This is a genomic window from Klebsiella sp. A52 (genome assembly GCF_018388785.1).
In the GTDB taxonomy this organism is placed as follows: domain Bacteria; phylum Pseudomonadota; class Gammaproteobacteria; order Enterobacterales; family Enterobacteriaceae; genus Klebsiella; species Klebsiella aerogenes.
The window spans coordinates 2,333,859-2,356,691 of the sequence record NZ_CP074437.1 but is presented as its reverse complement, the minus strand read 5'-3'; the positions used below and the strand labels follow the sequence as shown (position 1 = coordinate 2,356,691).

Annotated in this window: 16 protein-coding genes and 3 tRNA genes; 8 read left to right on the top strand and 11 right to left on the bottom strand. The window is 57.0% G+C overall.

Annotation, left to right across the window (positions count from 1 at the left end):
- Positions 1 to 229 precede the first annotated feature (229 nt).
- On the top strand, positions 230 to 1,435 hold the full coding sequence (csdA, locus tag KGA69_RS11105) for a cysteine desulfurase CsdA (RefSeq protein WP_045397624.1): 1,206 nt from the start codon (positions 230 to 232) through the stop codon (positions 1,433 to 1,435).
- Positions 1,435 to 1,866 carry a cysteine desulfurase sulfur acceptor subunit CsdE gene (gene csdE, locus KGA69_RS11100; RefSeq protein ID WP_045397627.1) on the top strand — a complete coding sequence of 144 codons (432 nt, stop codon included), beginning with the start codon at positions 1,435 to 1,437 and terminating at the stop codon, positions 1,864 to 1,866. Before csdA ends, csdE begins: the two co-directional genes overlap by 1 nt.
- Positions 1,867 to 1,943: 77 nt before the next feature.
- Here the strand turns inward: csdE and tcdA are convergent, their stop codons facing one another.
- Together tcdA and mltA are read right to left on the bottom strand one after the other, a co-directional pair.
- Positions 1,944 to 2,753, bottom strand: coding sequence for a tRNA cyclic N6-threonylcarbamoyladenosine(37) synthase TcdA (gene tcdA, locus KGA69_RS11095; protein ID WP_045397631.1), 810 nt, complete (start codon positions 2,751 to 2,753; stop codon positions 1,944 to 1,946).
- 79 nt (positions 2,754 to 2,832) lie between these two features.
- Positions 2,833 to 3,930 carry a murein transglycosylase A gene (mltA, locus tag KGA69_RS11090; protein ID WP_045377497.1) on the bottom strand — a complete coding sequence of 366 codons (1,098 nt, stop codon included), beginning with the start codon at positions 3,928 to 3,930 and terminating at the stop codon, positions 2,833 to 2,835.
- Positions 3,931 to 4,142: 212 nt separating this feature from the next.
- Here mltA and KGA69_RS11085 point away from each other — a divergent pair.
- The 3 genes from KGA69_RS11085 to KGA69_RS11075 all read left to right on the top strand — a co-directional run bounded on the left by KGA69_RS11085 (position 4,143) and on the right by KGA69_RS11075 (position 4,463).
- Positions 4,143 to 4,219, top strand: a tRNA-Met gene (locus tag KGA69_RS11085).
- A 45-nt stretch (positions 4,220 to 4,264) separates the two neighbouring features.
- Positions 4,265 to 4,341: transfer RNA gene (locus KGA69_RS11080), tRNA-Met, on the top strand.
- Between the two features lie 45 nt (positions 4,342 to 4,386).
- A tRNA-Met gene (locus tag KGA69_RS11075) sits at positions 4,387 to 4,463 on the top strand.
- Between the two features lie 86 nt (positions 4,464 to 4,549).
- Here KGA69_RS11075 and amiC read toward each other — a convergent pair.
- On the bottom strand, positions 4,550 to 5,803 hold the full coding sequence (gene amiC / locus KGA69_RS11070) for an N-acetylmuramoyl-L-alanine amidase AmiC (protein WP_015703319.1): 1,254 nt from the start codon (positions 5,801 to 5,803) through the stop codon (positions 4,550 to 4,552).
- 226 nt (positions 5,804 to 6,029) lie between these two features.
- Here amiC and argA point away from each other — a divergent pair, with 226 nt between their 5' ends.
- From argA to KGA69_RS11055, 3 genes are all read left to right on the top strand, one after another.
- The gene (gene argA / locus KGA69_RS11065; RefSeq protein WP_015369939.1) at positions 6,030 to 7,361 is read left to right on the top strand and encodes an amino-acid N-acetyltransferase; all 1,332 of its coding nucleotides are present in this window, start codon (positions 6,030 to 6,032) and stop codon (positions 7,359 to 7,361) included.
- A gap of 828 nt (positions 7,362 to 8,189) precedes the next feature.
- On the top strand, positions 8,190 to 8,495 hold the full coding sequence (locus KGA69_RS11060) for a hypothetical protein (RefSeq protein WP_213293097.1): 306 nt from the start codon (positions 8,190 to 8,192) through the stop codon (positions 8,493 to 8,495).
- 283 nt (positions 8,496 to 8,778) lie between these two features.
- On the top strand, positions 8,779 to 9,087 hold the full coding sequence (locus KGA69_RS11055; protein ID WP_049061285.1) for a hypothetical protein: 309 nt from the start codon (positions 8,779 to 8,781) through the stop codon (positions 9,085 to 9,087).
- Positions 9,088 to 9,218: 131 nt separating this feature from the next.
- On the opposite strand, the gene recD is transcribed toward KGA69_RS11055, so the two are convergent.
- The 8 genes from recD to KGA69_RS11015 all read right to left on the bottom strand — a co-directional run bounded on the left by recD (position 9,219) and on the right by KGA69_RS11015 (position 22,757).
- A complete protein-coding gene (gene recD, locus KGA69_RS11050) occupies positions 9,219 to 11,054 on the bottom strand; it encodes an exodeoxyribonuclease V subunit alpha (protein WP_213293096.1) in 1,836 nt (611 codons plus the stop codon).
- Positions 11,051 to 14,596, bottom strand: coding sequence for an exodeoxyribonuclease V subunit beta (gene recB, locus KGA69_RS11045; RefSeq protein WP_213293095.1), 3,546 nt, complete (start codon positions 14,594 to 14,596; stop codon positions 11,051 to 11,053). Before recB ends, recD begins: the two co-directional genes overlap by 4 nt.
- Entirely contained in the window at positions 14,593 to 17,478 is a 2,886-nt protein-coding gene (ptrA, locus tag KGA69_RS11040) for a pitrilysin (RefSeq protein ID WP_063447532.1), read from the bottom strand. Before ptrA ends, recB begins: the two co-directional genes overlap by 4 nt.
- 164 nt (positions 17,479 to 17,642) lie before the next feature.
- Positions 17,643 to 21,014, bottom strand: a complete 3,372-nt coding sequence (gene recC, locus KGA69_RS11035) for an exodeoxyribonuclease V subunit gamma (RefSeq protein ID WP_213293094.1) — start codon at positions 21,012 to 21,014, stop codon at positions 17,643 to 17,645.
- Between the two features lie 12 nt (positions 21,015 to 21,026).
- Entirely contained in the window at positions 21,027 to 21,350 is a 324-nt protein-coding gene (locus tag KGA69_RS11030) for a prepilin-type N-terminal cleavage/methylation domain-containing protein (RefSeq protein WP_045398118.1), read from the bottom strand.
- The gene (locus tag KGA69_RS11025; RefSeq protein ID WP_045398121.1) at positions 21,335 to 21,742 is read right to left on the bottom strand and encodes a DUF2509 family protein; all 408 of its coding nucleotides are present in this window, start codon (positions 21,740 to 21,742) and stop codon (positions 21,335 to 21,337) included. The genes KGA69_RS11030 and KGA69_RS11025 overlap by 16 nt, the downstream gene beginning before the upstream one ends.
- On the bottom strand, positions 21,739 to 22,302 hold the full coding sequence (locus KGA69_RS11020) for a prepilin peptidase-dependent protein (RefSeq protein ID WP_045398125.1): 564 nt from the start codon (positions 22,300 to 22,302) through the stop codon (positions 21,739 to 21,741). Before KGA69_RS11020 ends, KGA69_RS11025 begins: the two co-directional genes overlap by 4 nt.
- Positions 22,293 to 22,757: a prepilin peptidase-dependent protein gene (locus KGA69_RS11015; protein ID WP_063447528.1), complete on the bottom strand. Its 465-nt coding sequence runs from the start codon at positions 22,755 to 22,757 to the stop codon at positions 22,293 to 22,295. Before KGA69_RS11015 ends, KGA69_RS11020 begins: the two co-directional genes overlap by 10 nt.
- Positions 22,758 to 22,833: the final 76 nt, after the last annotated feature.

Sequence of the window (22,833 nt, the reverse complement as noted above, 5' to 3'; positions counted from 1 at the left end):
TGTGTTGTTGTGTTTGCAATTGGTCTGGGTTTGCAGACCATGGTAGCAAGGCTACCTTTTCACTTCCTGTACATTTACCCTGTCTGTCCATAGTGATTTAATGTAGCACCGCAATGCGCGGTGCTTTTTTTTGCCGAAAAATCACCGTTCTCCCCGCCTCCTCGCTATCACCAGCCTTGCCCTAATGGGGAATTTGCGCGACGATCGTGATATCGATATGAGGAATTCCATGAACGCATTCAATCCCGCCCACTTCCGCGCCCAGTTTCCAGCCCTGGCGGATGCCGGCGTCTATCTGGATAGCGCGGCGACGGCGCTAAAACCGCTGGCCGTAATCGATGCCAGCGACCAGTTTTATCGCCTGAGCGCCGGCAACGTCCACCGCAGCCAGTTTGCCGCCGCCCAGCGTCTTACCGAGCGCTACGAGGCGGCGCGCGAACGCGTCGCAGGCTGGCTTAACGCCCCTTCCGGCAAAGATATCGTCTGGACCCGCGGCACCACCGAAGCTATCAATATGGTCGCGCAGAGCTACGTGCGCCCGCGCCTGCATCCTGGTGATGAAATAATCGTCAGCGAAGCCGAACACCACGCCAACCTGGTACCGTGGCTGATGGTTGCCGAACAAACCGGCGCGCGGGTGGTCAAGCTGCCGCTGGGCGCCGATCGTCTGCCGGATATCGCGCAACTCCCTTCGCTTATCTCTTCACGCAGCCGGGTGCTGGCGATTGGCCAGATGTCTAACGTCACCGGCGGCTGCCCCGACCTGCAGCGTGCCATTGCTCTCGCCCATCAGGCGGGAATGATAGTGATGGTTGACGGCGCGCAGGGCGCGGTGCACTTCCCGGCCGACGTGCAGGCGCTGGATATCGATTTTTATGCCTTCTCCGCCCACAAGCTGTATGGACCAACGGGTATTGGCGCGCTATACGGCAAAAGCGACCTGCTGGCGGAAATGTCGCCATGGCTCGGCGGCGGCAAAATGATTACTGAAGTCTCATTCGATGGTTTTAAAACCCAGCCCGCCCCCTGGCGGCTTGAAGCCGGGACGCCCAACGTCGCCGGCGTTATCGGCCTCAGCGCCGCGCTGGAATGGCTGCAGGAAATCGATCTTGCACAGGCGGAAAACTGGAGCCGTAGCCTGGCGACGCTTGCGGAAGACGAACTGGCAAAGCGGCCCGGTTTTCGTTCGTTCCGCTGTCAAGATTCGAGCCTGCTGGCCTTTGATTTCAAGGGCGTACACCATAGCGATATGGTTACGCTGCTGGCAGAGTCCGGCATTGCGCTGCGCGCCGGGCAGCATTGCGCGCAACCGCTGCTGGCGGCATTAGGCGTCAGCGGTACGCTGCGCGCCTCATTCGCGCCGTACAATACGCAAGATGATGTTTATGCGCTGATGCACGCTATCGACCGCGCGCTGGAAATACTGGTGGATTAATGATGACCTCACAACCTTTAAGCGCCGCGCTCAACGAAGCGACGCTGCGCCAGACCTTCGCCCCGCTGACCCAGTGGGAAGATAAATACCGCCAGTTGATTTTAGTGGGTAAGAAACTGCCGCCATTAACGGACGCCCAGCGGACACAGGCGAAAGAGATCGCCGGCTGCGAAAACCGCGTCTGGCTCGGGTATCAGGTTGATGCCGAGGGCAAGATGCACTTCTTTGGCGATAGCGAAGGGCGTATTGTGCGCGGCCTGCTGGCGGTGCTGTTAGCCGCCTGCGAAGGAAAAAGCGCCGCTGAGATTTTAGCGAAAGATCCGTTGGCGCTATTCGATGAGCTGGGTTTGCGCGGGCAGCTTAGCGCTTCGCGCAGCCAGGGGCTGCAGGCGCTAAGCGACGCGGTGCTCGCCGCCGCCCGCGAGGGCTAATTCAAACGCCGTCTTCCCGGCTTGCGCTACGCTGAGCCGGGCTACGTTTCTGCGCCGTCCGGAAAAAGTCCCTCAGGCTATCCCCCTTGACGCTGCGCTTTCGCCAACATCTTCTTCAACGCATGGGATACGGCGACAAAACCAAAAGTCGCCGTCACCATGGTCGCCGCGCCAAAACCGGAGGCGCAATCCATCCGCTTCGGCCCTTCCGCCGTGCTTTTCATTGCGCAGACGCTGCCATCCGCCTGCGGGTAGACCAACGCTTCGGTCGAGAAGACGCAATCGATGCCCAGCTTTCCTTTACTATTCTTCACTACGCCGAACTGGCTTTTCAGCCGTTCACGCAGTTTCGCCGCCAGCGGATCCTGAATAGTTTTCGCCAAATCAGCCACCTGGATCTGCGTCGGATCGATTTGACCGCCGGCTCCGCCGGTCGTCACCAACGGCACTTTATAACGACGGCACCAGGCGATCAGCGCCGCTTTTGGCCTGACGCTATCGATAGCGTCGATAACATAGCTAAAGCCCGCTCCCAGGTATTCCGCCACGTTCTCCGGCGTGATGAAATCATCGATCACCGTAACCCGGCACTCCGGGTTAATCAGACGTATACGCTCGGCCATCACTTCCGCTTTCGCCAGCCCAACGTTACCGCCAAGGGCGTGGATTTGGCGATTGGTATTGGTGACGCAAACATCATCCATATCAATCAGCGTAATCGCGCCAATCCCGGTTCGCGCCAGCGCTTCCGCCGCCCATGAACCGACGCCGCCGATGCCGACCACGCAGACATGCGCATCGGCAAAACACTGCAGCGCCTTTTCGCCATATAAACGCGCCGTGCCGCCAAACCGCTGGCGCCAGGCATCGCTGATTACTACAGACATAAAACCTCAGAATAAAGTAGAGACCCCGGATCCGGCGCGTTACGCGGATCCGGGTTAGAAACATACGGACGTTTAAACGTTAACCGCTAAAGACGCTACCGGCGCCTGGCGCGTTTTTCAGCACCCACACGCGGCCATAGTGGTTATACCAACCGGCGCGATGACCGGCATCCGGGCCAATGCCCTGGTAGATATCGAAGTGCTGGCCTTTAATCGCCCCGCCGACATCCAGCGCCACCATCAGGCGTAGCTCGTACTGACCGTTAAACTTACCGTTATTATCCAGCAGAGGCACCTCGGCCAGCAAGGTGGTTCCCGGCGGAATAATCGAACGGTCAGAGGCGACCGACGCGCGGCCAATCAACGGTACCGCGCTGGCCCCTTTCACCGGCGCGTAGGACTGCGGTTTAAAGAAGACGAAAGATGGGTTCTGTTCCAGCAGCTCGCGAACTTCCGCTTCGCTATGCTTTTCGCCCCATTCACGGATCGCCTGCATCGACATATCTTCCCGCTTCACTTCGCCGCGGTCGATAAGCACTTTACCGATACTACGGTAGGGCCAGCCGTTTTTCCCGGCGTAGCTGAAGAAGTTAAGCGGCGAACCGTCGCCGAAATCGATATAGCCGCTGCCCTGCACGTCCATGATGAAGTTATCCATCAGCGAGTTGCTGTACGCCAGAACGTAGTTATCGCTGAGCGCTCCGGCATAGATGCTGGCGCGGGAAGGCAGCTTGCCGTTTTTCGGCGGCATACGGTAAATAGGATACTGGAACTCGCCCTGGCGAGTGTGGCGGGCCTGCACGACCGGGGTGTAGTAGCCGGTAAACTGCACGTTGCCGTAGTTATCGGCACCCTGCATCTGCCAGGCATCAATACCAAACTGGCGTAACGTGCGGGTATCGCCGCCGGAACGCAGCCACTCCTGAATCGCGTTATAAACGCTGCTCTGGCTGTTATAGAGACGCGGAGAGGCGCTACGAATCTGACCAACCTGCTGGGAGAAGTCGCCGGCGTTAATCGGCGCGCCTACCGCATCAGGTTGGTTTACCAATGAAAACGGCTGGGTAAACTTGCCATCACTATATTGCTGACCGCGATCGGTCGGTTTCGAGGAACAGGCGGCGAGCATCGCCAACATCGCCCCTGTCGCTACATATTTTGCCCAACGTCCTTTCATGGTATCTCTTCTTTATTGCTGCTAAGCCTTAGTGCGTGATGAAGATAACAAACCCATGCGGCTAATGAAATGCGCGAAAGCGAGCTGCAGCCCAAATTGTGTAAAAATCCGCCCATCGCTGTCTACTTAGTCGCCATTTTTTACAAAATTGACGATTTCTACGAAAAAAGGTTGCATCAGAACGCTAGCGGAGTATAGTGCGCTTCCACGGACGCGGGGTGGAGCAGCCTGGTAGCTCGTCGGGCTCATAACCCGAAGGTCGTCGGTTCAAATCCGGCCCCCGCAACCAATTAAAATCTGAAGTAAATCTACTTGATGGAAGAGTAGAGGCGGACGCGGGGTGGAGCAGCCTGGTAGCTCGTCGGGCTCATAACCCGAAGGTCGTCGGTTCAAATCCGGCCCCCGCAACCAATTACAATCAGAAGCAAATTTACTCGATGGAAGAGTAAACACGGACGCGGGGTGGAGCAGCCTGGTAGCTCGTCGGGCTCATAACCCGAAGGTCGTCGGTTCAAATCCGGCCCCCGCAACCAACACAATGAACACCCTCAAGGGTGTTTTTTTGTTTCTGTCGTCCGTAGATACCGCTACAAAAAAAGCGCCCGAAGGCGCTATTTTTTTATCCGCGTCTGGCCAACGTCGCCCCATCGGCAAAGTAGGCTTTGATCCCCGCCAGAATCGACTCCGCCACTTCCTGCTGGAATTTCGCGGTCTTCAGTTTACGCTCTTCTTCAACGTTACTGATAAAGGCCGTTTCGACCAGAATCGAAGGAATATCCGGCGCTTTCAGTACCGCAAAGCCCGCCTGCTCCACCTGATTTTTATGCAGCTTATTAATATTGCCCATTTTTTGCAGCACCGCTTTACCAAATTTCAGGCTGTCGGCGATGGTCAGGGACTGCACCATATCGAACATGGTGTGGTCAACGTAACGATCGCCGCTCTTACTGACCCCGCCGATTAAGTCCGAGGCGTTCTGCGTTTGCGCGAGGTATTTTGCGGCGGTACTGGTAGCGCCCTTGGTCGAGAGCGCGAACACCGAAGAGCCGCTCGGCTGACGGCTGGTAAAGGCGTCGGCGTGAATCGAAACGAACAGGTCGGCACGCTGCTTCTGCGCCTTGGCGACGCGCACCTTCAAGGGAATAAACACGTCTTCGTTACGGGTCATAAAGACCTTCATATTGCCTTCACGCTCAATGAGCGCGCGCAATCGACGGGCAATCTGCAGCACCACGTCTTTCTCACGAGTACGGTATTTACCAATCGCGCCGGAGTCTTCACCGCCATGGCCGGGATCGAGCATGATAACGATAGGACGATCGCGCCCGGCTTTCCCCGGCTGCGGCCCGCTCTCTGCCGGCGGTACCTGACGTTCCAGATCGCCTTTGTTGTAATCTTCCAGCAGCGCCAGCAGCGGATCCTGCACATCGGTGGCCGTAGAGGGATAAAGATCCATCACCAGACGCTCTTTAAAACCGGCGACCGGCGCCAGCGCAAACAGCTGCGGCTTGACGTTTTGTTTCAGTTCAAACACCATCCGCACGGTTTGCGGGTCGAACTGGCCCACGCGCGCGGATTTAATATACGGGTCGTCGTCGCGAATCTGCCCGCCCATCCCTTTCAGGACCGAGTTCAGGTTAACGCCTTCAATATCAACCACCACTCGCTCAGGATTGCTTAACGCAAACTGCCGATATTTCAGTACATGATTGGATTCCACCGTGACGCGGGTGTAGGTCGACGACGGCCAGATACGCACCGCGACAACCTGCGCGGCGGCGGCCAAACCGACCGGACTCACACTCATTAACCACATGGCGCCCGCCCCTTGTAAAAAACGACGGCGGCTTAATCCCGACTTGTATCCCGACATGCCACTCCCAAGCAAAAAAACGCGTTTGAAGCCAAAATGAACAGATTGACCGGAAACTTTAACCAAAGCCGCATAACCTGTCATCTATAAAAGGGTAAACAAACTTTGACACCTAAGGTTTTGTCACAATGTTTTCGCAAATTAGTGACAAATTAGGGGTTGCACCACGAAGCAAAACAGAATAAAAATACACTTATTACGAATAATCATGCATTGAGGGTTTGTCATGGTGAAGGAGCGTCGCACTGAACTGGTCGAGGGATTCCGCCATTCTGTTCCCTATATAAACGCGCACCGGGGAAAAACGTTTGTCATCATGCTGGGCGGAGAAGCCATCGAGCATGATAACTTTTCCAGCATAGTCAATGACATTGGCTTATTGCATAGCCTCGGTATTCGCCTGGTAGTGGTTTATGGCGCGCGCCCGCAGATTGACGCCAACCTCGCGGAACATCACCACGAACCGGTTTATCACAAGCAGACCCGCGTCACCGACGCCAAAACCCTTGAGCTGGTGAAGCAGGCCGCCGGCATGCTGCAGTTAGAAATTACCGCCCGCCTGTCGATGAGCCTCGGCAATACGCCCCTGCAGGGGGCGCATATCAACGTAGTGAGCGGCAATTTTATTATCGCTCAGCCTCTTGGGGTCGATGATGGCGTGGATTACTGCCACAGCGGCCGTATTCGCCGCATCGACGAAGAAGCCATTCATCGCCAACTGGACAGCGGCGCAATCGTGCTCATGGGCCCGGTCGCGGTATCCGTCACCGGCGAGAGCTTCAACCTCACCTCTGAAGAGATTGCCACCCAGCTGGCGGTAAAGCTGAAAGCTGAAAAGATGATCGGCTTCTGCTCGTCGCAGGGGGTCTACGACCAGCATGGCGAGATCGTTTCCGAACTGTTCCCTAACGAGGCGCAGGCGCGGGTAGAGGAGCTGGAAGCGGAAGAAGACTATAATTCCGGTACCGTACGCTTCCTGCGCGGGGCGGTGAAAGCCTGCCGCAGCGGGGTGCGTCGCTGCCATTTAATTAGCTATCAGGAAGATGGCGCGCTGCTGCAGGAGCTGTTCTCACGTGACGGTATCGGTACGCAGATCGTCATGGAAAGCGCCGAGCAGATCCGCCGGGCAACCATTAACGATATCGGCGGCATCCTCGATCTTATCAGCCCGCTGGAGCAGCAAGGCATTCTGGTGCGCCGCTCGCGCGAACAGCTGGAAATGGAGATAGATAAATTCACCATCATCCAGCGCGATAACACCACCATCGCCTGCGCCGCGCTCTATCCATTCCCGGAAGAGAAAATTGGCGAAATGGCCTGCGTGGCGGTGCATCCGGATTACCGTAGTTCGTCACGCGGCGAGGTACTCCTGAGCCGGATCGCCGCCCAGGCGAAGCAGATGGGGCTCAGCAAGCTATTTGTATTGACCACCCGTAGTATTCACTGGTTCCAGGAACGCGGCTTTACCCCGGTGGATATTGATTTGCTGCCGGAGAGTAAAAAACAGATGTACAACTATCAGCGCCGTTCGAAGGTATTGATGGCAGACCTGGGCTGACGGATCCCCCGGATAGCGGCTTGCGCCTTATCCGGGCTACGGTTCGGTAGTCGGTTGGTAGCCCCGGTAAGCGTAAGCGCCACCGGGGGAGGATTCCCGGATAGCGGCTTGCACCTTATCCGGGCTACGGTTCGGTAGTCGGTTGGTAGCCCCGGTAAGCGTAAGCGCCACCGGGGGAGGATTCCCGGATAGCGGCTTACGCCTTATCCGGGCTACCCGATTGCAAATAGGCATATCCCACGCCTTCAGGATAGTCATTTTGTTCTATCACCGCCGCATCAGTGACAAATATTCAGCATCCGGGCTTTATTCCTGGTTTAATGCCGAGGTATATCTTTATCACTGCATCAACGCTATGCTCCTTCCTAAAGAATAAAAAAACAACACATTATTGATAAGCATGATGAATAATGCATAAATCTGATAGCTGGATTATTAATAGATCTCAGACGGTTGTTTCCATCATTGCTATATACCCATGGTTAATAATATTGATTACACATATTAAACACAGCCTCGTGCCCTACAATTTTACGGAAGATGGATTACATCTACTGGTTCCCATCACCGTATTATCTATTATTAACCTTGCGCTTTCGCTTATCACTATTGGATGCATGAGCGTTTTTACATTGCTAAAACCAAGAAAGCTGAAAATCTATTTCTGCGCAATGAATACCATGTCACCACTCTGGCTATACCTTTATATTTAACAGCAAATTACGACATATATTTATTTTACATAGATTCAATAGCACATTAAATAAACCCGGGTAGAACGCCATAGTCAATTCTATTAGGGAGCCGTCCCAAAAATAAAGGTTAACAATGAAAAAGAAAACCAACGCAATTACTAAAAACATCAAGAAAATTACTACCGTGATTTCGATTTACCCTTGGGTCTTACTGCTTTTAACCATGATGAGCAGTGGACCAGCCTATGTTGCCTTTGCCGCAGGCCTTATGACGGTCTTTTTATTTGTTATTTTATCTATCGTCAACCTTATTATTTCAGTAGTAATTATTGTTATTGCTGATATATCAACCTCACAGACTCCAAAAAGCTATGTAACCTATTTTTTGGCCATGAACTCTATTTCTCTGCTCTGGCTGCTACTTTTATTTGCTTATTAATCAGAGGTAAAGAGCGTATTCAGCCCAGCCCGAGTCCGGCGAAGATTTCCGCCAGACAGCTCTCAGGCGTAGCATATGGGACTCAATAAGCCGTTTGTGCTGACCACCCGCTGCATTCACTGGAGCCAGGAGTACGGCTTTACACCTGTAGGTATTGATTGGCGACCGAAGCGCACACTTTCCAGGATGGATACGATGCTCCCATTCGATATACTTATATTCTTTCCCGCACGGTCAATTTAATGGGCAATTCAGCCTGACCACAAAAGGAAATAGACTATTTATGGATAATTCTGTCAACTGGTTTACCCGTAATACCAGCATCATTGTTATCACGCTCTCTATATATCCCTGGCTGCTGCTATTCATTCTGCACCTGAATGGTACGTACAAAGGAACCGTGTTTGTACCAGCTTTCGAGGTGGCTATTTTTGCTTTCATGCTCTCTGTGTTTAACCTTATCATTTCAATTATTTTCATAACCTTCACATATATATTTTCACCCTCAGTTGCACAAAACGCCGTGGGACGTTTCTTTGCCATCAATTCCGTTTCTGTCGTTTGGATAGGTTTACTTTTATATTTCATTTAATGAGGATAACCATCCCCCTTCCTTTGCGCGAATCAAAACATCTTTGCCACCTGTTCCATACTACCGCGGTGGATTATGCCTTTAATTACCGCCTATCAGCTGCCGGGTACTGAACCCGGCAGATTCAGGTTTCACTGAGTAGCGAAAATCACCGCCAGGCCGCTGCGCCGCTCGGTCCGCGTCACGATGGCCTGCGCCAGTACCTGCTCGTCGGCATAAAGCGACAGGCGCCGTTTGGCGCGGGTTATCGCAGTATAAACCAGCTCGCGGGTTACTAGCGGTACGCTACGAGAAGGTAAGATCAGCGCCGCATGATCGAACTCCGACCCTTGCGACTTATGCACCGTCATTGCCCATGCGGTATCGTGTTCCGGCAGGCGGCTTGGCTGCACCGATTTAATGCTGCCGTCCGGCATCGGGAACCATACGCGTAGGTCGCCGTCCCGTTCCAGCGCAATGCCGATATCGCCGTTAAACAGCCCCAGCGCGCTATCGTTCCGGGAAATCATCACCGGACGGCCATCGTACCAGCGTGAATGGCGCGGTAGCGTTATCGCCCGCTTACGGTGGAGCATCTGCTCCAGCTGTTCATTCACGCCGCTTACCCCATAAGGCCCTTCACGCAGCGCGCACAGCAGCTGAAACTCGCCGAAGGCGGCAATCATCTGTTCCGGCGCGGCCTGCTCGCGGCGCAGTTGCAGATAACGGCCGTAGCCCTCCTGTGCCGCCATCAGCATCGCTTCATACTCCTCGGTAGTGCTGAGCGGCCGCAGAACGATATCGTCAAACGGCTGGCGTAACGTCGCTTTCACGTCCGCACGCGCACCGGCGTTGACCGCCCGCGCCAGGCTGCCAATGCCGGAGTGACTGCCAAAGCGGTAGCTTTTTTGCAGCAGACATAGACTATCGCGCAGCGCTCCGGCCATCTGCCCCTCGCCCGCCGGCACCGTTGCGCCAGTCAGCCGCGACAGCTCTTGCGCTCGCGCCGCGGTATAGCCGGATGTCGCCCAGGCACAGATATCGCCAAGCACCGCCCCGGCTTCCACGGAGGCAAGCTGATCGCGATCGCCAAGAAAGATCACTCGCCCGTGCTCCGGCAAAGCATCAATCAGGCGCGACATCATCGGTAGGTCGATCATGGACGCTTCATCGACCACCAGCACATCCAGATGCAGCGGATTACCGGCGTGGTAGCGCATGCGCTGACTACCGGGCTGCGCCCCCAGCAGGCGATGCAGGGTACTGGCATCGGCGGGAATCAGCGCTTTTTGCTCCTCGCTAAGCGGAAGTTTTCTTAACGCCGATCCCAGAGATTCTGTCAGGCGCGCTGCCGCTTTACCGGTCGGTGCCGCCAACCGAATTCGACAGCGCGGCGTGTCGTTAATCTGAATCAGCGCCGCCAGCAGCTTCGCGACGGTGGTGGTCTTGCCGGTGCCGGGGCCGCCGGAAATCACCGAAATGCGCCGGGTCAGCGCCACCGCCGCGGCAACTTTTTGCCAGTCGATATCGTCGGTTGCCGGAAAGAGTTCATTCAGGGTTGCCGTTAGCCGCCCTTCATCGACCTCCAGCACCCGGTTCGTCTCATTAAAGAAGCGGGCGACGGTGAGTTCATTACGCCACATGCGGTTCAGGTACAACCTGTCGCCGCATAAAATCATCGGCGTCGGTTCGTCGCCGCGGCTCACCGCTGACGAAGAAAGCAACAATTGAGGCCAGTCCTGGGGCGCGCCGGCCATCGCCAGCAACTGGTCGCGGATCTCGCCGGCCTTGCCGCTTAGCGCTTCTTCAGCGTTGAGGCGCGACAGCGGCAGACAGACATGCCCCTCGCCGGCATCCCGGCTCAGCAGCGCGGCGGCCAGCTTCACTGCCGGAGGGGCATCCTGCGCCACCATCAGCGCAAACTGTACGTCCAGCGGCCGCAGCAGACGCTGCTCGGCGGCGGCCAGCAGCAGTTCATCCATGTTCATGAGCCCACCTCCTGAGTAACACCGGCAAATAACGCATCGAGGCCGTCAATCAGCGGCTGCGCCGGGCGGGTGGTGAAGATCCCCTGCCCGCCTTCCTGCCCGTCCATGCCGCGTAAAAAGAGATAAATGACGCCGCCAAAGTGCCGTTCGTAGTGATAATCGGCAATACGGTGACGCAGATAGCGATGCAGCGCCAGGCTATACAGCTGGTACTGCAGGTCATAACGATGCAGGCGCATCGCCTGGGTCATCGCCTGTTGGGTGTAAGCTTCGCGGTCTTCTCCCAGCCAGTTAGATTTGTAATCCAGCAGGTAATAGCGGCCATCGTGACGAAATACCAGATCGATAAACCCTTTCAACATGCCGCGGACCTGGCGGAAATCGAGCGCCGGGGTATCAGCCGAGAGTGGATCATAGCGGCGGATCAGCGCGTCCAACTGCAGCGGATCCAGCGGTTGTTCAATCGGTAGATAGAAGGCCATTTCCACCTGTTTATCCCGCGCGCCCAGCTGATTCAGGGCGATTTCAGCCCCTGGCAGGCGTGTTCGCAGCACGCCGTCCAGCCATTCGCTCAACACCGGCGCCCACTCTTCGCCAAAACCGTGCAACTGTAGTTTTTGCGCCATCCAGTCAACCGGTACCGGCTGGCTAAAATCGAGATCCTCAAACAGGCTATGCAGAAATGTCCCCGGCGACGCGCCGCGCGGGAACTGATGAGGCGTGAGCAGCGGCTCTTCCGCCACCTCGCCCACGCCCGCGGCATCGATATCAAGACGCGGCAGCAGGTCCTGACCTGCGCTGGAACCATGCTGCTGCAGACCGGAATAACTGGTCACCCGCCAGTCGTCCATAACCTGGCGTTCAAGGGTCCGCGCCGAAAGCGGCGGCAGCGCGTTTTCCGGCGCCTGCCACGGCGTCTGGTCCATGCTATCGGGAAGACATAGCGCAATATCATCGCTGCACAATGCCTGTAGCCGCGCGGTTAATCCCGCCGCGTCCATCGGCTCGCCATCCTGCAGCAGACGACCTAGGGCGCTGTGATGAAAATCGCTGTTGCCAGGTTTATCGCTACGGCGGGTACTTAACGGCGCAACCCCGAGACTGCAGTGCCACACCGCGCGGGTCAGGGCGACGTACAACAGGCGTAAATCCTCCGCCAGGCGCTCGGCTTCCGCCAGCTCAAGGCTATTCTCCCCTTCTCCAAGGTCGAGGACCGCGGCAAAGGAATCGCGGTCGTGATAAAACGCCTGATCCTGTTTACGAAAGCGCGCGATAAATGGCAGCCAGACCAGCGAATATTCCAGTCCTTTTGATTTGTGGATGGTGACGATTTGCACCAGATGCTTATCGCTCTCCAGACGCATCTGCTGGCTGGAAGCATTGCTGTCCGGTTCGGCGATATGTTGCGTCAGCCAGCGCACCAGCGCGTGCTCGCTTTCGAGCTGATTCGCTGCTTCTTGCAATAATTCGCTGATATGCAAAATATCGGTCAAACGGCGTTCGCCGCCGTGGGTCGCCAGCAGGTTTTCGGCAATATGACGCGCCCCCATCAGCGCGCGCAGCATCGGCATTACGCCGCGCTGGCGCCAGATCTGCTGGTATTCACTGAACTCCTCTACCAGCGCATCCCAGGCACGTTCATCCTGATTGAGGTTTTCGATATCCTGCGCGTTAAGGCCAAACATCGACGTTGCCAGCGCGCTGCGTAGCGTGTTTTCACGCTCTGGCGCCAGTACCGCCTGTAGAACCCACAGTAATTCCTGCGCTTCCGGGGTTTCAAAAACGCTGTCGCGGTTTGAGAGATAGACCGACGGGATTGACAAGAGCTGCAGCGCATCGCGAATAAGCGCCGCTTCGAGACGGTTACGCACCAGCACGGTGATATCGGAGGCGCGCACCGGCTCAGCGTTTTCGCCACGCCACAGCAGCGCGCGTCCCTGCTGGCCGGCGCTGAGCCAGTCGCGGATCTGCGTCGCGCATAATTGCGCCATAAAGGACTGATAATCGCCAGAACCGACGGCTTCGCCAGGCATTAACCACATGTTCATCGCCGGGATCGGCTTCTCATCAATGGTAAAGCGCAACGTCTGATTTTTAGCGGCAGGCTTCACCGGCAAGAATGGGATCTCGCGGAACATGAAGGGGTTATCACTCAGGCCGAACAGACGATTAACGCTCTGTACCATGCCCGGCGCCGAACGCCAGTTGGTATCCAGCGTATAGTGGGCGGCAACGTCGCCGCGCGCTTTCATATAAGTAAAAATATCGGCGCCGCGGAAGGCGTAAATCGCCTGTTTCGGGTCGCCAATTAACAGCAAAGCCGTATCCGGCTGGCGACGCCAGATGCGGCGGAAGATACGATACTGCTGCGGATCGGTATCCTGGAACTCATCGATCATCGCCACCGGAAAACGATGACGAATAGCGCTGGCCAACGCTTCGCCGCTGTCGCCGCGTAGCGCGTCGTCAAGACGGCTGAGCATGTCGTCAAAGCCCAGTTCGCCTCGACGCCGCTTTTCGCGGGCGACCGCTTCGCGGATCTCGACCATCGCCCTGGCGATAACCAGATCGTTTAACGTCAGTGGTGAGGCAAGCAGCGCCTCTACCGCGCTGAATAGCGGATGCAGCGGCGGTTCGCCGCCGTCTTTGGTGCGCTCAATGAGGAACGGTTGCGAGAATTTTTCCAGCGCATCAGGCAGCTGATAACTTAGCGTTTCTTCCTGCGCCCAGGCGCTTACCTTTTCGATCCACTTGCCCTGGTTACCGCGGTTGAACTTGCGGCGATCGAGCCCTGAGCTTTCCAGCACGTTTTCAATTTCACCCACCTGCTCCCGCCACTGCTGCTTCAGCGCATTAATACGTTCCAGGATTTGCTGATGGCGGCTTGCCAGCGTCTCTTCCGCGGGCGGCGGCGATTTTAGCTGCGGCGCTTCGCCCTGCAGCCAGCGGTCTATAGCCTTGAGCAGATCGCGCGGCCCTTTCCATTGTTCATGGATCACGGCGGCGATATCGCGCGGCAGCGGATAGCAGTGGCGACGCCAGAAGTCGGCGCAGGCCTGATAACGCAGGCGGGATTCGTCTTCGATCAGTTGCTGTTCAAACAGCATGCCGGACTCGAAGGCGTTGAGGCTCAGCATTCGCTGACAGAAACCATGGATGGTAAAGACCGCGGCCTCGTCCATTTGCCGTTCCGCCAGCAACAACGTTTGCGCCGCCTGGTTTTTATCGGCAATTTCCGCAAGCAGAGAAACGTAGAGCGGATCGCTGGCGCTTTCGCGCAGGCAGGCAATCCGCAGCTCGTGGATATTACTACGGATACGCCCGCGCAGCTCTTCCGTCGCCGCTTCGGTAAAGGTCACCACCAGCAGCTCTTCCACGCTGACCGGCCGGGGGAAAGCGGATTCGCCCCCCAGCCCCAGCAGCAGCCGGAGATATAGCGCGGCGATGGTAAAAGTTTTTCCGGTGCCCGCGGAGGCTTCTATCAGCCGCTCGCCCGTCAGGGGCAAGCGGAGTGGGTCAAGAGACTCAGCGGTTTCGGTCATTCATTCTCTCGCATCAGGGGTAAGGATTTCTGCAATGCGCTGACGCTTTCCCATACCTTGCCGCCTTCAGGGGCGGCGTATTCCGCCTTGCCGTTCTGGCTGCCGGAAACCTGGGATAACAGTGCCATGCCTTGCGGATCCACCACCGTCTGATGGAAGAAGTCGGCAAGTTTTTGCGGCGTCAGCAGTTTAATCTGAGCCACTACTTTATCACGTGAATCGAAGCGCATATTACCGCGATCGAAATCTTTGCTCAGCTTTGATGCTTCTTCGCTCAACGTTTGCGGCGCCTGCAGCATCTGGCTAATCGCCGCCTGCTGGATCTGGGCAAACTCTTCCGGCTTCATCGCCCGAAGTTTGGCTTCCGCCGTCGGGAAGAAAGCCTGGAAGCGCTGCCAGAGGAAAGCAGGCTGTTTATCGCTACTCTGTAGCAGGAAGCCCATCCCCCACTGGCGGCCAACATTCATTGAGAAGGCAAATACCGCATAGCCGAGTTGTTCTTCAGTACGTAACTGGTTGTAGAACCAGGGCTGAATAATCTGCCCCAACAGTGAACTGGCGGCCATGCTGCTGTATTCATCGACGTTTGGCGGCGCGAAAACCGCCGCCAGCGCGGAGTCGGTGCTGCTGCCTGCTTTTTCAAACATTGCCAGCTGCTTGCTGTCGATCAGCACGTCTTTGTTGCGACACCACTCGTTACCATCGGCGCCAAGCTGTTTTTGGATCTGGCGGGCCAGATCGGTGGACTGCCGGGCGCTCATGTTACCGATGACCAGCAGCTCCGGCCGCCCCCTGGCTTTCAGGTTATCGCGATAGTTAATCACCTCTTTCAGAGTGATTGACGGCAGCAGCGCGCGGCGCGTTTTGCGCTCAAAATAGGGTACCTGCGACAGCATCTGAATCGGCATAATCGCCTGGTCATAGGCTTTGCCTTTGTCCGCCGAATCCATCATCTGGGCATACCAGGACTTCGCCTGCTCAAGCTGCTCTTCGGTCGGCGTATAGCTAAAGTAGCCGTCCAGCAGCGCGGTAAAGAGCTGCGGCAGGCGCTGGGTATAGCCGTTGGCGTTAACCATCAGACCGTTGTTGGCGCCGGTCGAGAAGCTGATTCCACCTACCGCGGCCTGGTTGCTGAGCTGGTCAAGCGCAATGCCGGCCAGATAATCATTCAGCGCGAACATCACCTGCCGGCGCGCGCTGTCCATCGCCTGCGGGTTACGCAGCACCAGAGAGACGTCGGCCTTCGGTTCGCTGGCAAAGTACTGGCTTGGGGCATACACCACGCGCAGCGTCGGCTCATCGACGATAAGCTCCGGATGCGGGTAGGCCTTATCGCTCTTAATCAGCGTGAAATCATCCGGAATATACGGGTTCAGCGCCGGCAGCTGCAGCTTGATGGCCGCAGATTTTTGCTGCCAGTCGGCGAAGGTCTGGGGGCTAATTTTATCAACCTGGTAAGGCGCATTGACGAAATAAGCGGTTTTGTTGTGCGGCTCATTCGGGCTGATGTACCAGATACGCGCATTTTGCGGGGTCATCATCGCCAGACGGTCTTTAATCGCCTGGGCATCATAGCGGTCGGCGATATTAACCACGTCCAGTACGTGCTCTACCGGCACGCGAATCATGGTATCGGCCAGCCACTCCACATAATCCATATCGCGGTTAATCGACGGATAGCGGAAATCGAGCTCCAGCACGTGGGCTAACTCATCAAAGTAGCGCTTATCAATACCCTGAGTACGCAACAAATCCAGGTAGCTGAAGATTGCTGCGGTAACTTCATCGCGGTGCGCCAGGCCTTTATCGGTGAGAGTAGCGGAGATGGCCAGCACGCCGCTATTGCCGTTGACGGCCGGATCGGAATCCGCGCGAATCCCTTCCGCTAGCCCCTGCTTCTGCAGCCAGTCGGATAAGGTGCCGGGGCTGCGGTTGCCGATCATATAGGTCACCAGCTCATCGGTCTTGCTGCGGAACTGAGCGCTGTTGTTATCAATGCGGAACTCAACGCGCAGAACTTTGCGCGGCATCGCCGGCACGTAGTGAATCACAATGCCCTTCTGCGCATCGGTCACAACCGGTACGGTAATTTCCGGCTTGCTGATGTCGTGGTTTGGCACCCGCCCGTAGGTCGCGGCGGCAATGCTTGCCAACTCAGGCAGTGGCTTATTACTGTAGATGACCGCCTTCATCAGGTTTGCCGAGTACCAGCGGTCGCGGAAAGCGTGCAGCGCATCAAGCACCGGGCTACCAGGCTTATCGCTTAGCGTATCGAGGTTACCGCCGGAAAATTGTGAAGCCGGGTGCGCAGGGTTGATGGTTTCAGCGCTCACCTGCGCCATGCGCATCCCGTCCCGGGTGCGCGCCATGGTCAATTCGGCGTTGACCGCGTTACGTTCGCGTTCGGCATATTTTTTATCCAGCAGCGGCGCGGCAATGGCATCAGCCAGCCGATCGACGGCGCCGTTGAGCGCGTCATTTTCCACTTCAAGGTAGAACGCGGTGCGATACGGCGCGGTGCTGGCATTATGGCTGCCGCCGTGCATTTTGAGAAATTCAGCAAGGCTGTCAGGCTGCGGGTACTTCTGCGAGCCCATTAAGGTCATATGCTCGAGATAGTGCGCCAGCCCTTGATGATCGGCCGGATCCTGTAATGAACCCACCGGCACCACCAGCGCCGACAGCGATTTCACCGCCTGCGGATCGGATACCAGCAGCACGACCATGCCGTTTTGCAGGCGAATGGCCTGATATTGACGGGGATCTTTTTCGCTTTTACGAATGGTTTCCTGAATCGGTTGCCATCCGGTGTCTGCCTGACTTAACGGCGCCCAAAGGGCGACCACTACAACAAGAACTTTGAACCATAAACTGCGGGGCATTCACGGACCTCATCATTAACAAACTTCGCGCTGCATAGCATCAGCGTGGATACCCATCATCAGGCAAAACGCCATCTTCAAGGTATTTACAACATCAGTCCGTGATTCGATGCGCATAATAAATGAACAACCTTCTTCTGCGCAATTTTTATACTATTACAATTTTATTCGGACTGATGGAAACGAAATATCGGCAACAGATAACGCTGCGCCTGCGCGATAATCTCTTCATAGTACGCAGGCTCCAGAGTGCGCCAAAGGCGCTGGTACCAGATATCGGCACCTTCGCCGCTCACCACCATATTACCTTCGTAGGCCTGAAGGAACTTGCTACGCGCTTTTTGTTGCGTATCGTCATCCATTAACATGACATCCTTTTCCGCGTCGTAACAGGCTTTTAGCCACGCGCCGCCGCTTTCCGGCAACAGCAGTAGCGGTTTTGACATCCCCTGCAGGTAGCCTTCTACCAGCTCATTCAGATACGTCTGCGCCTGCTCCGCCGCCAGCGGCGGGAAACGCCATTCGCCTTCCTTGCGCACGAACAACCGACTTTCGCCGAGACCGCCGCTAGCACAGTAGACAAGATGTTCCAGCCAAAGTTGCACGCCCTGAGAGACGCTCAGCAGCGACGGTCGCCAGCGTAATAGCCCATCCGGCTGTACCTGCTGTAGCCAGCCAGTGAGATTGATACCGTTGCACTGTAGGTCGATCTCCATACTTTGCGCGGGTTGACGACTGGCGATAACCCGCTCAGCCAGGTTCTGCATTTCCTGACGCTGCGCCTCCCACGCCAGTTCGCCAAACGCGCCAAAGGGCAGCTCACCCGCCGCACGGAAACGACGATACATCGCTGACGCATCCTGTTGTTCGATCAGCGTATTCAGCAACTGTTGGTTCAACTGGTAACGGCTTAGCCCTTCAAGCACGAAAGGCTCATCTTCGGGGATCTCGCTCTCTTCAGAGCGGAAATTCACCCGCAGACGCTGCTGGAAGAAAGCGCGCACCGGATGCTGCCAAAAGCGTAACAGCTGTTCGAACGGCAGCGTGTCGATATCGAGCGGCGCAAGCGGCTGGATAAATTCACTATGCGCCTCTCCCTGCTGGCTGGCGGCGGCCAGCCACTCTTTTGCATAGCTCTGATCTTCATCCGGCAGATAATTGGCGGCATCGAATGGCATACGCGTATGCAGATGGGTAATGTGCTCCTTAACGCGGCGTTCGCTGGCATCGCAGTCCAGCGCTTCATCGCCTTCAAGGCAGTGGCTCTGACCGATATAGTCCGCCAGTTCCTGTACCAGCACCGAAGGATAGCGCTCGCTGTTATCCTGGATTGAGCGCCCGATGTAGCTGATGTATAGCTTCTGTTCGGCCGACATCAGCGCTTCCAGGAACAGATAACGGTCATCATCGCGACGGCTACGGTCGCCGCGCTGCGGTTTTTGGCTCATTAAATCGAAGCCCAGCGGCGCGAGTGTACGCGGGTAGACGCCATCGTTCATCCCCAGCAGGCAGACGACCTTGAAAGGGATAGAGCGCATCGGCATCAGGGTGCAGATATTCACCGGCCCGGCCAGGAAACGCTGGCTGATCCGCTGCTGATCGAGGCGCTGCGCCAGCTCATCGCGCAGCAGCGATAGCGGCACGGCAGCCCCGTACTGCGCATCCAGACCGCCATCGATGATGGCTTGCCATTGCTGTTCAATCAGCGCCAGCGCCGCTTCGGTGTCGCTATCCGGCAGGAAGAAATCCGTGAGCAGATCGCGGCACACCGGCAGCCACTCTGCCAGCGGGCGATCCTGCGCCAGACCGCGGCGCCACAGATTAAGCTGCATCAGTAACGACGCGAGATTCCCTACCAGTTCGGCAATCAGCCCGCTGGATTCATCATAGGGCAGCACCGACTGCCACTCGCCCTGACTGCTGTCCATCGCATACCCCAGCAGCATACGCGTTAAACCGAAACGCCAGGTGTGCTGCCCGGTCGCCGGGAGATCCATTTCGCGCACGTTGTCGTCATCCATACCCCAACGTACGCCGGATTCATTGACCCACTGACGCAGGTAGCGCAGCCCCTCTTCATTGATATTGAAGCGCGCCGCCAGTACCGGCACATCCAGCAGCGCCAGCACATCTTCACTGGCGAAGCGGCTGTCCGGCAGAGAAAGCAACGTGATAAACGCCTGTAGCGCCGGGTGCGATTCCCGCGCCCGACGGTCGGAAATCGCCCACGGCAGCCAGCGTTCGCCGCGCGCTGCGCCGAAGACCGCCTGAATATAGGGACTGTAGCTGTCGATATCGGCGACCATCACGATAATATCGCGCGGCGTCAGCGCCGGGTCTTCTTCCAGCATCGCCAGCAGTCGGTCGTGCAGCACTTCCACTTCACGTTGCGGGCTATGGCAGACGTGGATAGCCAGGCTGCGGTCTTCAATCGCCAGCGGGCGCTTGCTCTTACTGCTGGCGAACTCTTGCGCGGTACGCCCGGCTACCGCGGCGTTGCGCAGCTCAAGAATATCGGCCTGGAGGTTATGCAGCAGGTTATCGGGGGCGATATCGACAAAGGCGTCCAGCTCTTCGTAACGCTCCAGCCCGGCCAGCAGATAGATATAATCGCGCCCGAGCTTGCCCCACGAGGCCAGCAGCGGATTGCCGACATCCTGCTCGCCATCATCATTAAACAATCCCGGCGCCTGTTCGGTGTCGCGGAACAGCGGCAGCTCGCGCGCCTCGCGGTGGTGGCGGCGCTGGCGCGACATCAGTTTGGCAAGAAACGCCGGATCTTTAATATCGCCCCAGTAGTAGCGACAAGGGTTAGTGAAGAGTACATAGACATCGACATGCTTGCCCAGCGCCTGCAGGGCCTGCAAATACACCGGCGGCAGCGCCGAAATGCCGCAGATAAAGACCCGCGACGGCAGCCCGGCTGGCGGTTGGTCAGCGTTTTCCAGCGCGCTGATAAAGCGCTGGTACAGATTGGCGCGGTGCCACAGCGGTTGCCCCAGCTCCGCGGTGTATTCGACTAACGCTTTCCACAGCGGCGCCTGCCACTGCTGGGCGTCGCCCAGCCCGTCAACCCGTTCATCGGCCTCCCAGCGCATCAGCCACTCCGGGCGATAGACCAGATACTGGTCATACAGATCGGCTACCCGCGCGGCCAGCTGGAACAGCTTACGTTTGTCGCTATCATCGCTCAGATAGTGGCGCAACAGCGCGAAGGCTTCATCGTCGAGATACTGCGGCAGCAGGGTCATCAGCTTCCAGCTCATGCTCTGTTTACTGAAGGCGCTCTCGCCGGGAATATCGTCAAGCACGCGAACGAACATGTCCCAGATAAAGCTGGCAGGCAGCGGAAACTCGATATTCGCCGCAATGCCGAAGCGCTTCGCCAGCGTCATCTGCAACCATTGCGCCATACCGGTACTTTGCACCAGCACCATTTCCGGCATGAAAGGGTCATCCAGCCGCTGGCGCTCGACGATAAACTCCATCAGCGCTTCAAGCACATCCAGACGGTTTGAGTGGTACACCCTTAACATATTCGCTCCTGACTACTGATTTACCGGGCAATGTAGCCGGGTCATCTGCACCCGCTTAGCGGCGGGCATGGTGATCGTTACCGTGATGCTGACACAACTTTGCCTCGATGTCTGCACGCGGCTTATTTGTCCTTTATAGGGCTGCGCCGAAGGAACAAGCAGGCTCAAGCGCCACGCGTCGCGCCACTGCTGGCGATAGGCGTTCAATTGAGCGGCGCCGCTGGCCAGCCCGCGATGATAGCCGCCAAGCGCCGTGATGGTCATGATTAACAGCGCCATCGCTAATAATGTCTCCGCCAGACTAAAACCGCGCTGACGCGCTACGGCATCAGGCATAACGCACTCTCCTTCAACGGGCAAAAGTCGCTCCAGCCATGCGCTAAATACCGCAGCCTGCCCTGTTCAATCGACGCTGACTGCCACAGCTGTATCGTGCCGCTGCCGGCGATAAGCAGCGCGCGGCCATCATTAAAAAGCCGCAGGCACACGCGCCAGCGTTGGCTGTTTTCCTGTTGACACGCAACTGCGCTCTGCAGCGGCCAGTTCACCCCTTTGCCCCATTGCAGCGCCGACTGCGCGGCGGCCGTATCGCGAATTGCCTGGGTTTCGGCGCTCACCTGCGCCAGCAGCGATCGCTGCTGCTGATTCATCCCCTGCAATAACAGGCTGCCCAGCGCCAGTAGCAGCAGCACCATCAGCAGTGATGATACTCCGCGCTGGCGTTTCACAGGTTGAACCCCGTTACCTGATATTGCGCCTCGGCGGAAATACGCGAGTCCGATTGCGCCTGCGCCCCCAGGGTAACGATAAGTTCAGGAGAAAACCCGCTTACCGCCTGCCGCTCAACCTGAAAGCGCGTGACCGTGATAGCGGCGGGATTAGTCATTTTCTCCCAATTTTTTCCGCCGCAGTCAGTAACGCCGCGCCGCGTTTCCAGCGCTCCGTCGCGCAGGCGAAAACCGGTAGAATCGGCATCGGCCTCCGGCGCCAAATCCCAAGTGCCGTTACTGTTACCATCCCAGCGAACGATGACGCACTGTCCGCCGTCGGCTATCGCCAGCGCCTGACCATTACAGTGACCCGCGCAATATCCGGCTCGCTGCAGGTGTTTGGCTAACGCATAGACCCGCTGCCATAGTTCGTTTTCCAGCGCCTGCTGCTGCGTTTGGCGAAGAATCTGGCGCTGTAGCGCCGGAAGGAAACGAGCGGCCCCCAGCAGTAACACAGAGCCTATCGCCATAGCGATTAGCGTTTCAATGAGCGAAAAGCCGCGCGCTGCTACTGGCATAATTCCTCTCCTTCCCGGCACAGGCGTATGCGCCCCCAGTTAGAGACAACGATCCGCCACGACCCGACCTCGCTTTGCAGCAGGATATGCCCGGCCCAGGCGCTGTTGCGCAGGCCGTAAAAACCGATGCCTGCCGTCAAATGTTGCAGCGTAATCCCCGGCCACAGCGGCTGCAGGGTAAAAGGCGTTTTCGCGTGACAGTCCGCTTCCACGCCGCTTACGCCCAGACACCAGCCTGCGGGCGAATGTCCGACGTTAATGATGCGATCGCGGTTGTGCCAGTTAGCGTCATCGCGCAGCAGCACGAGATAATCGCGCACCTGACAGGCGACCTGCCACAGGCGCTGTTGCTGTTGCCAGCGCTGCCAGCCGTACATACCGCTGGCGCTGAGGATGACCACCAGCATCATGGTGACCAGCATTTCAATTAGGGTGTAGCCATGCTGTCTGTTCATGGCGCCGAGTATGCGTTGCTCTGAGTGTCAATTCGAATGGTAAATCTACGGTTCGCGTCGCGGCTCGGGAAAATAT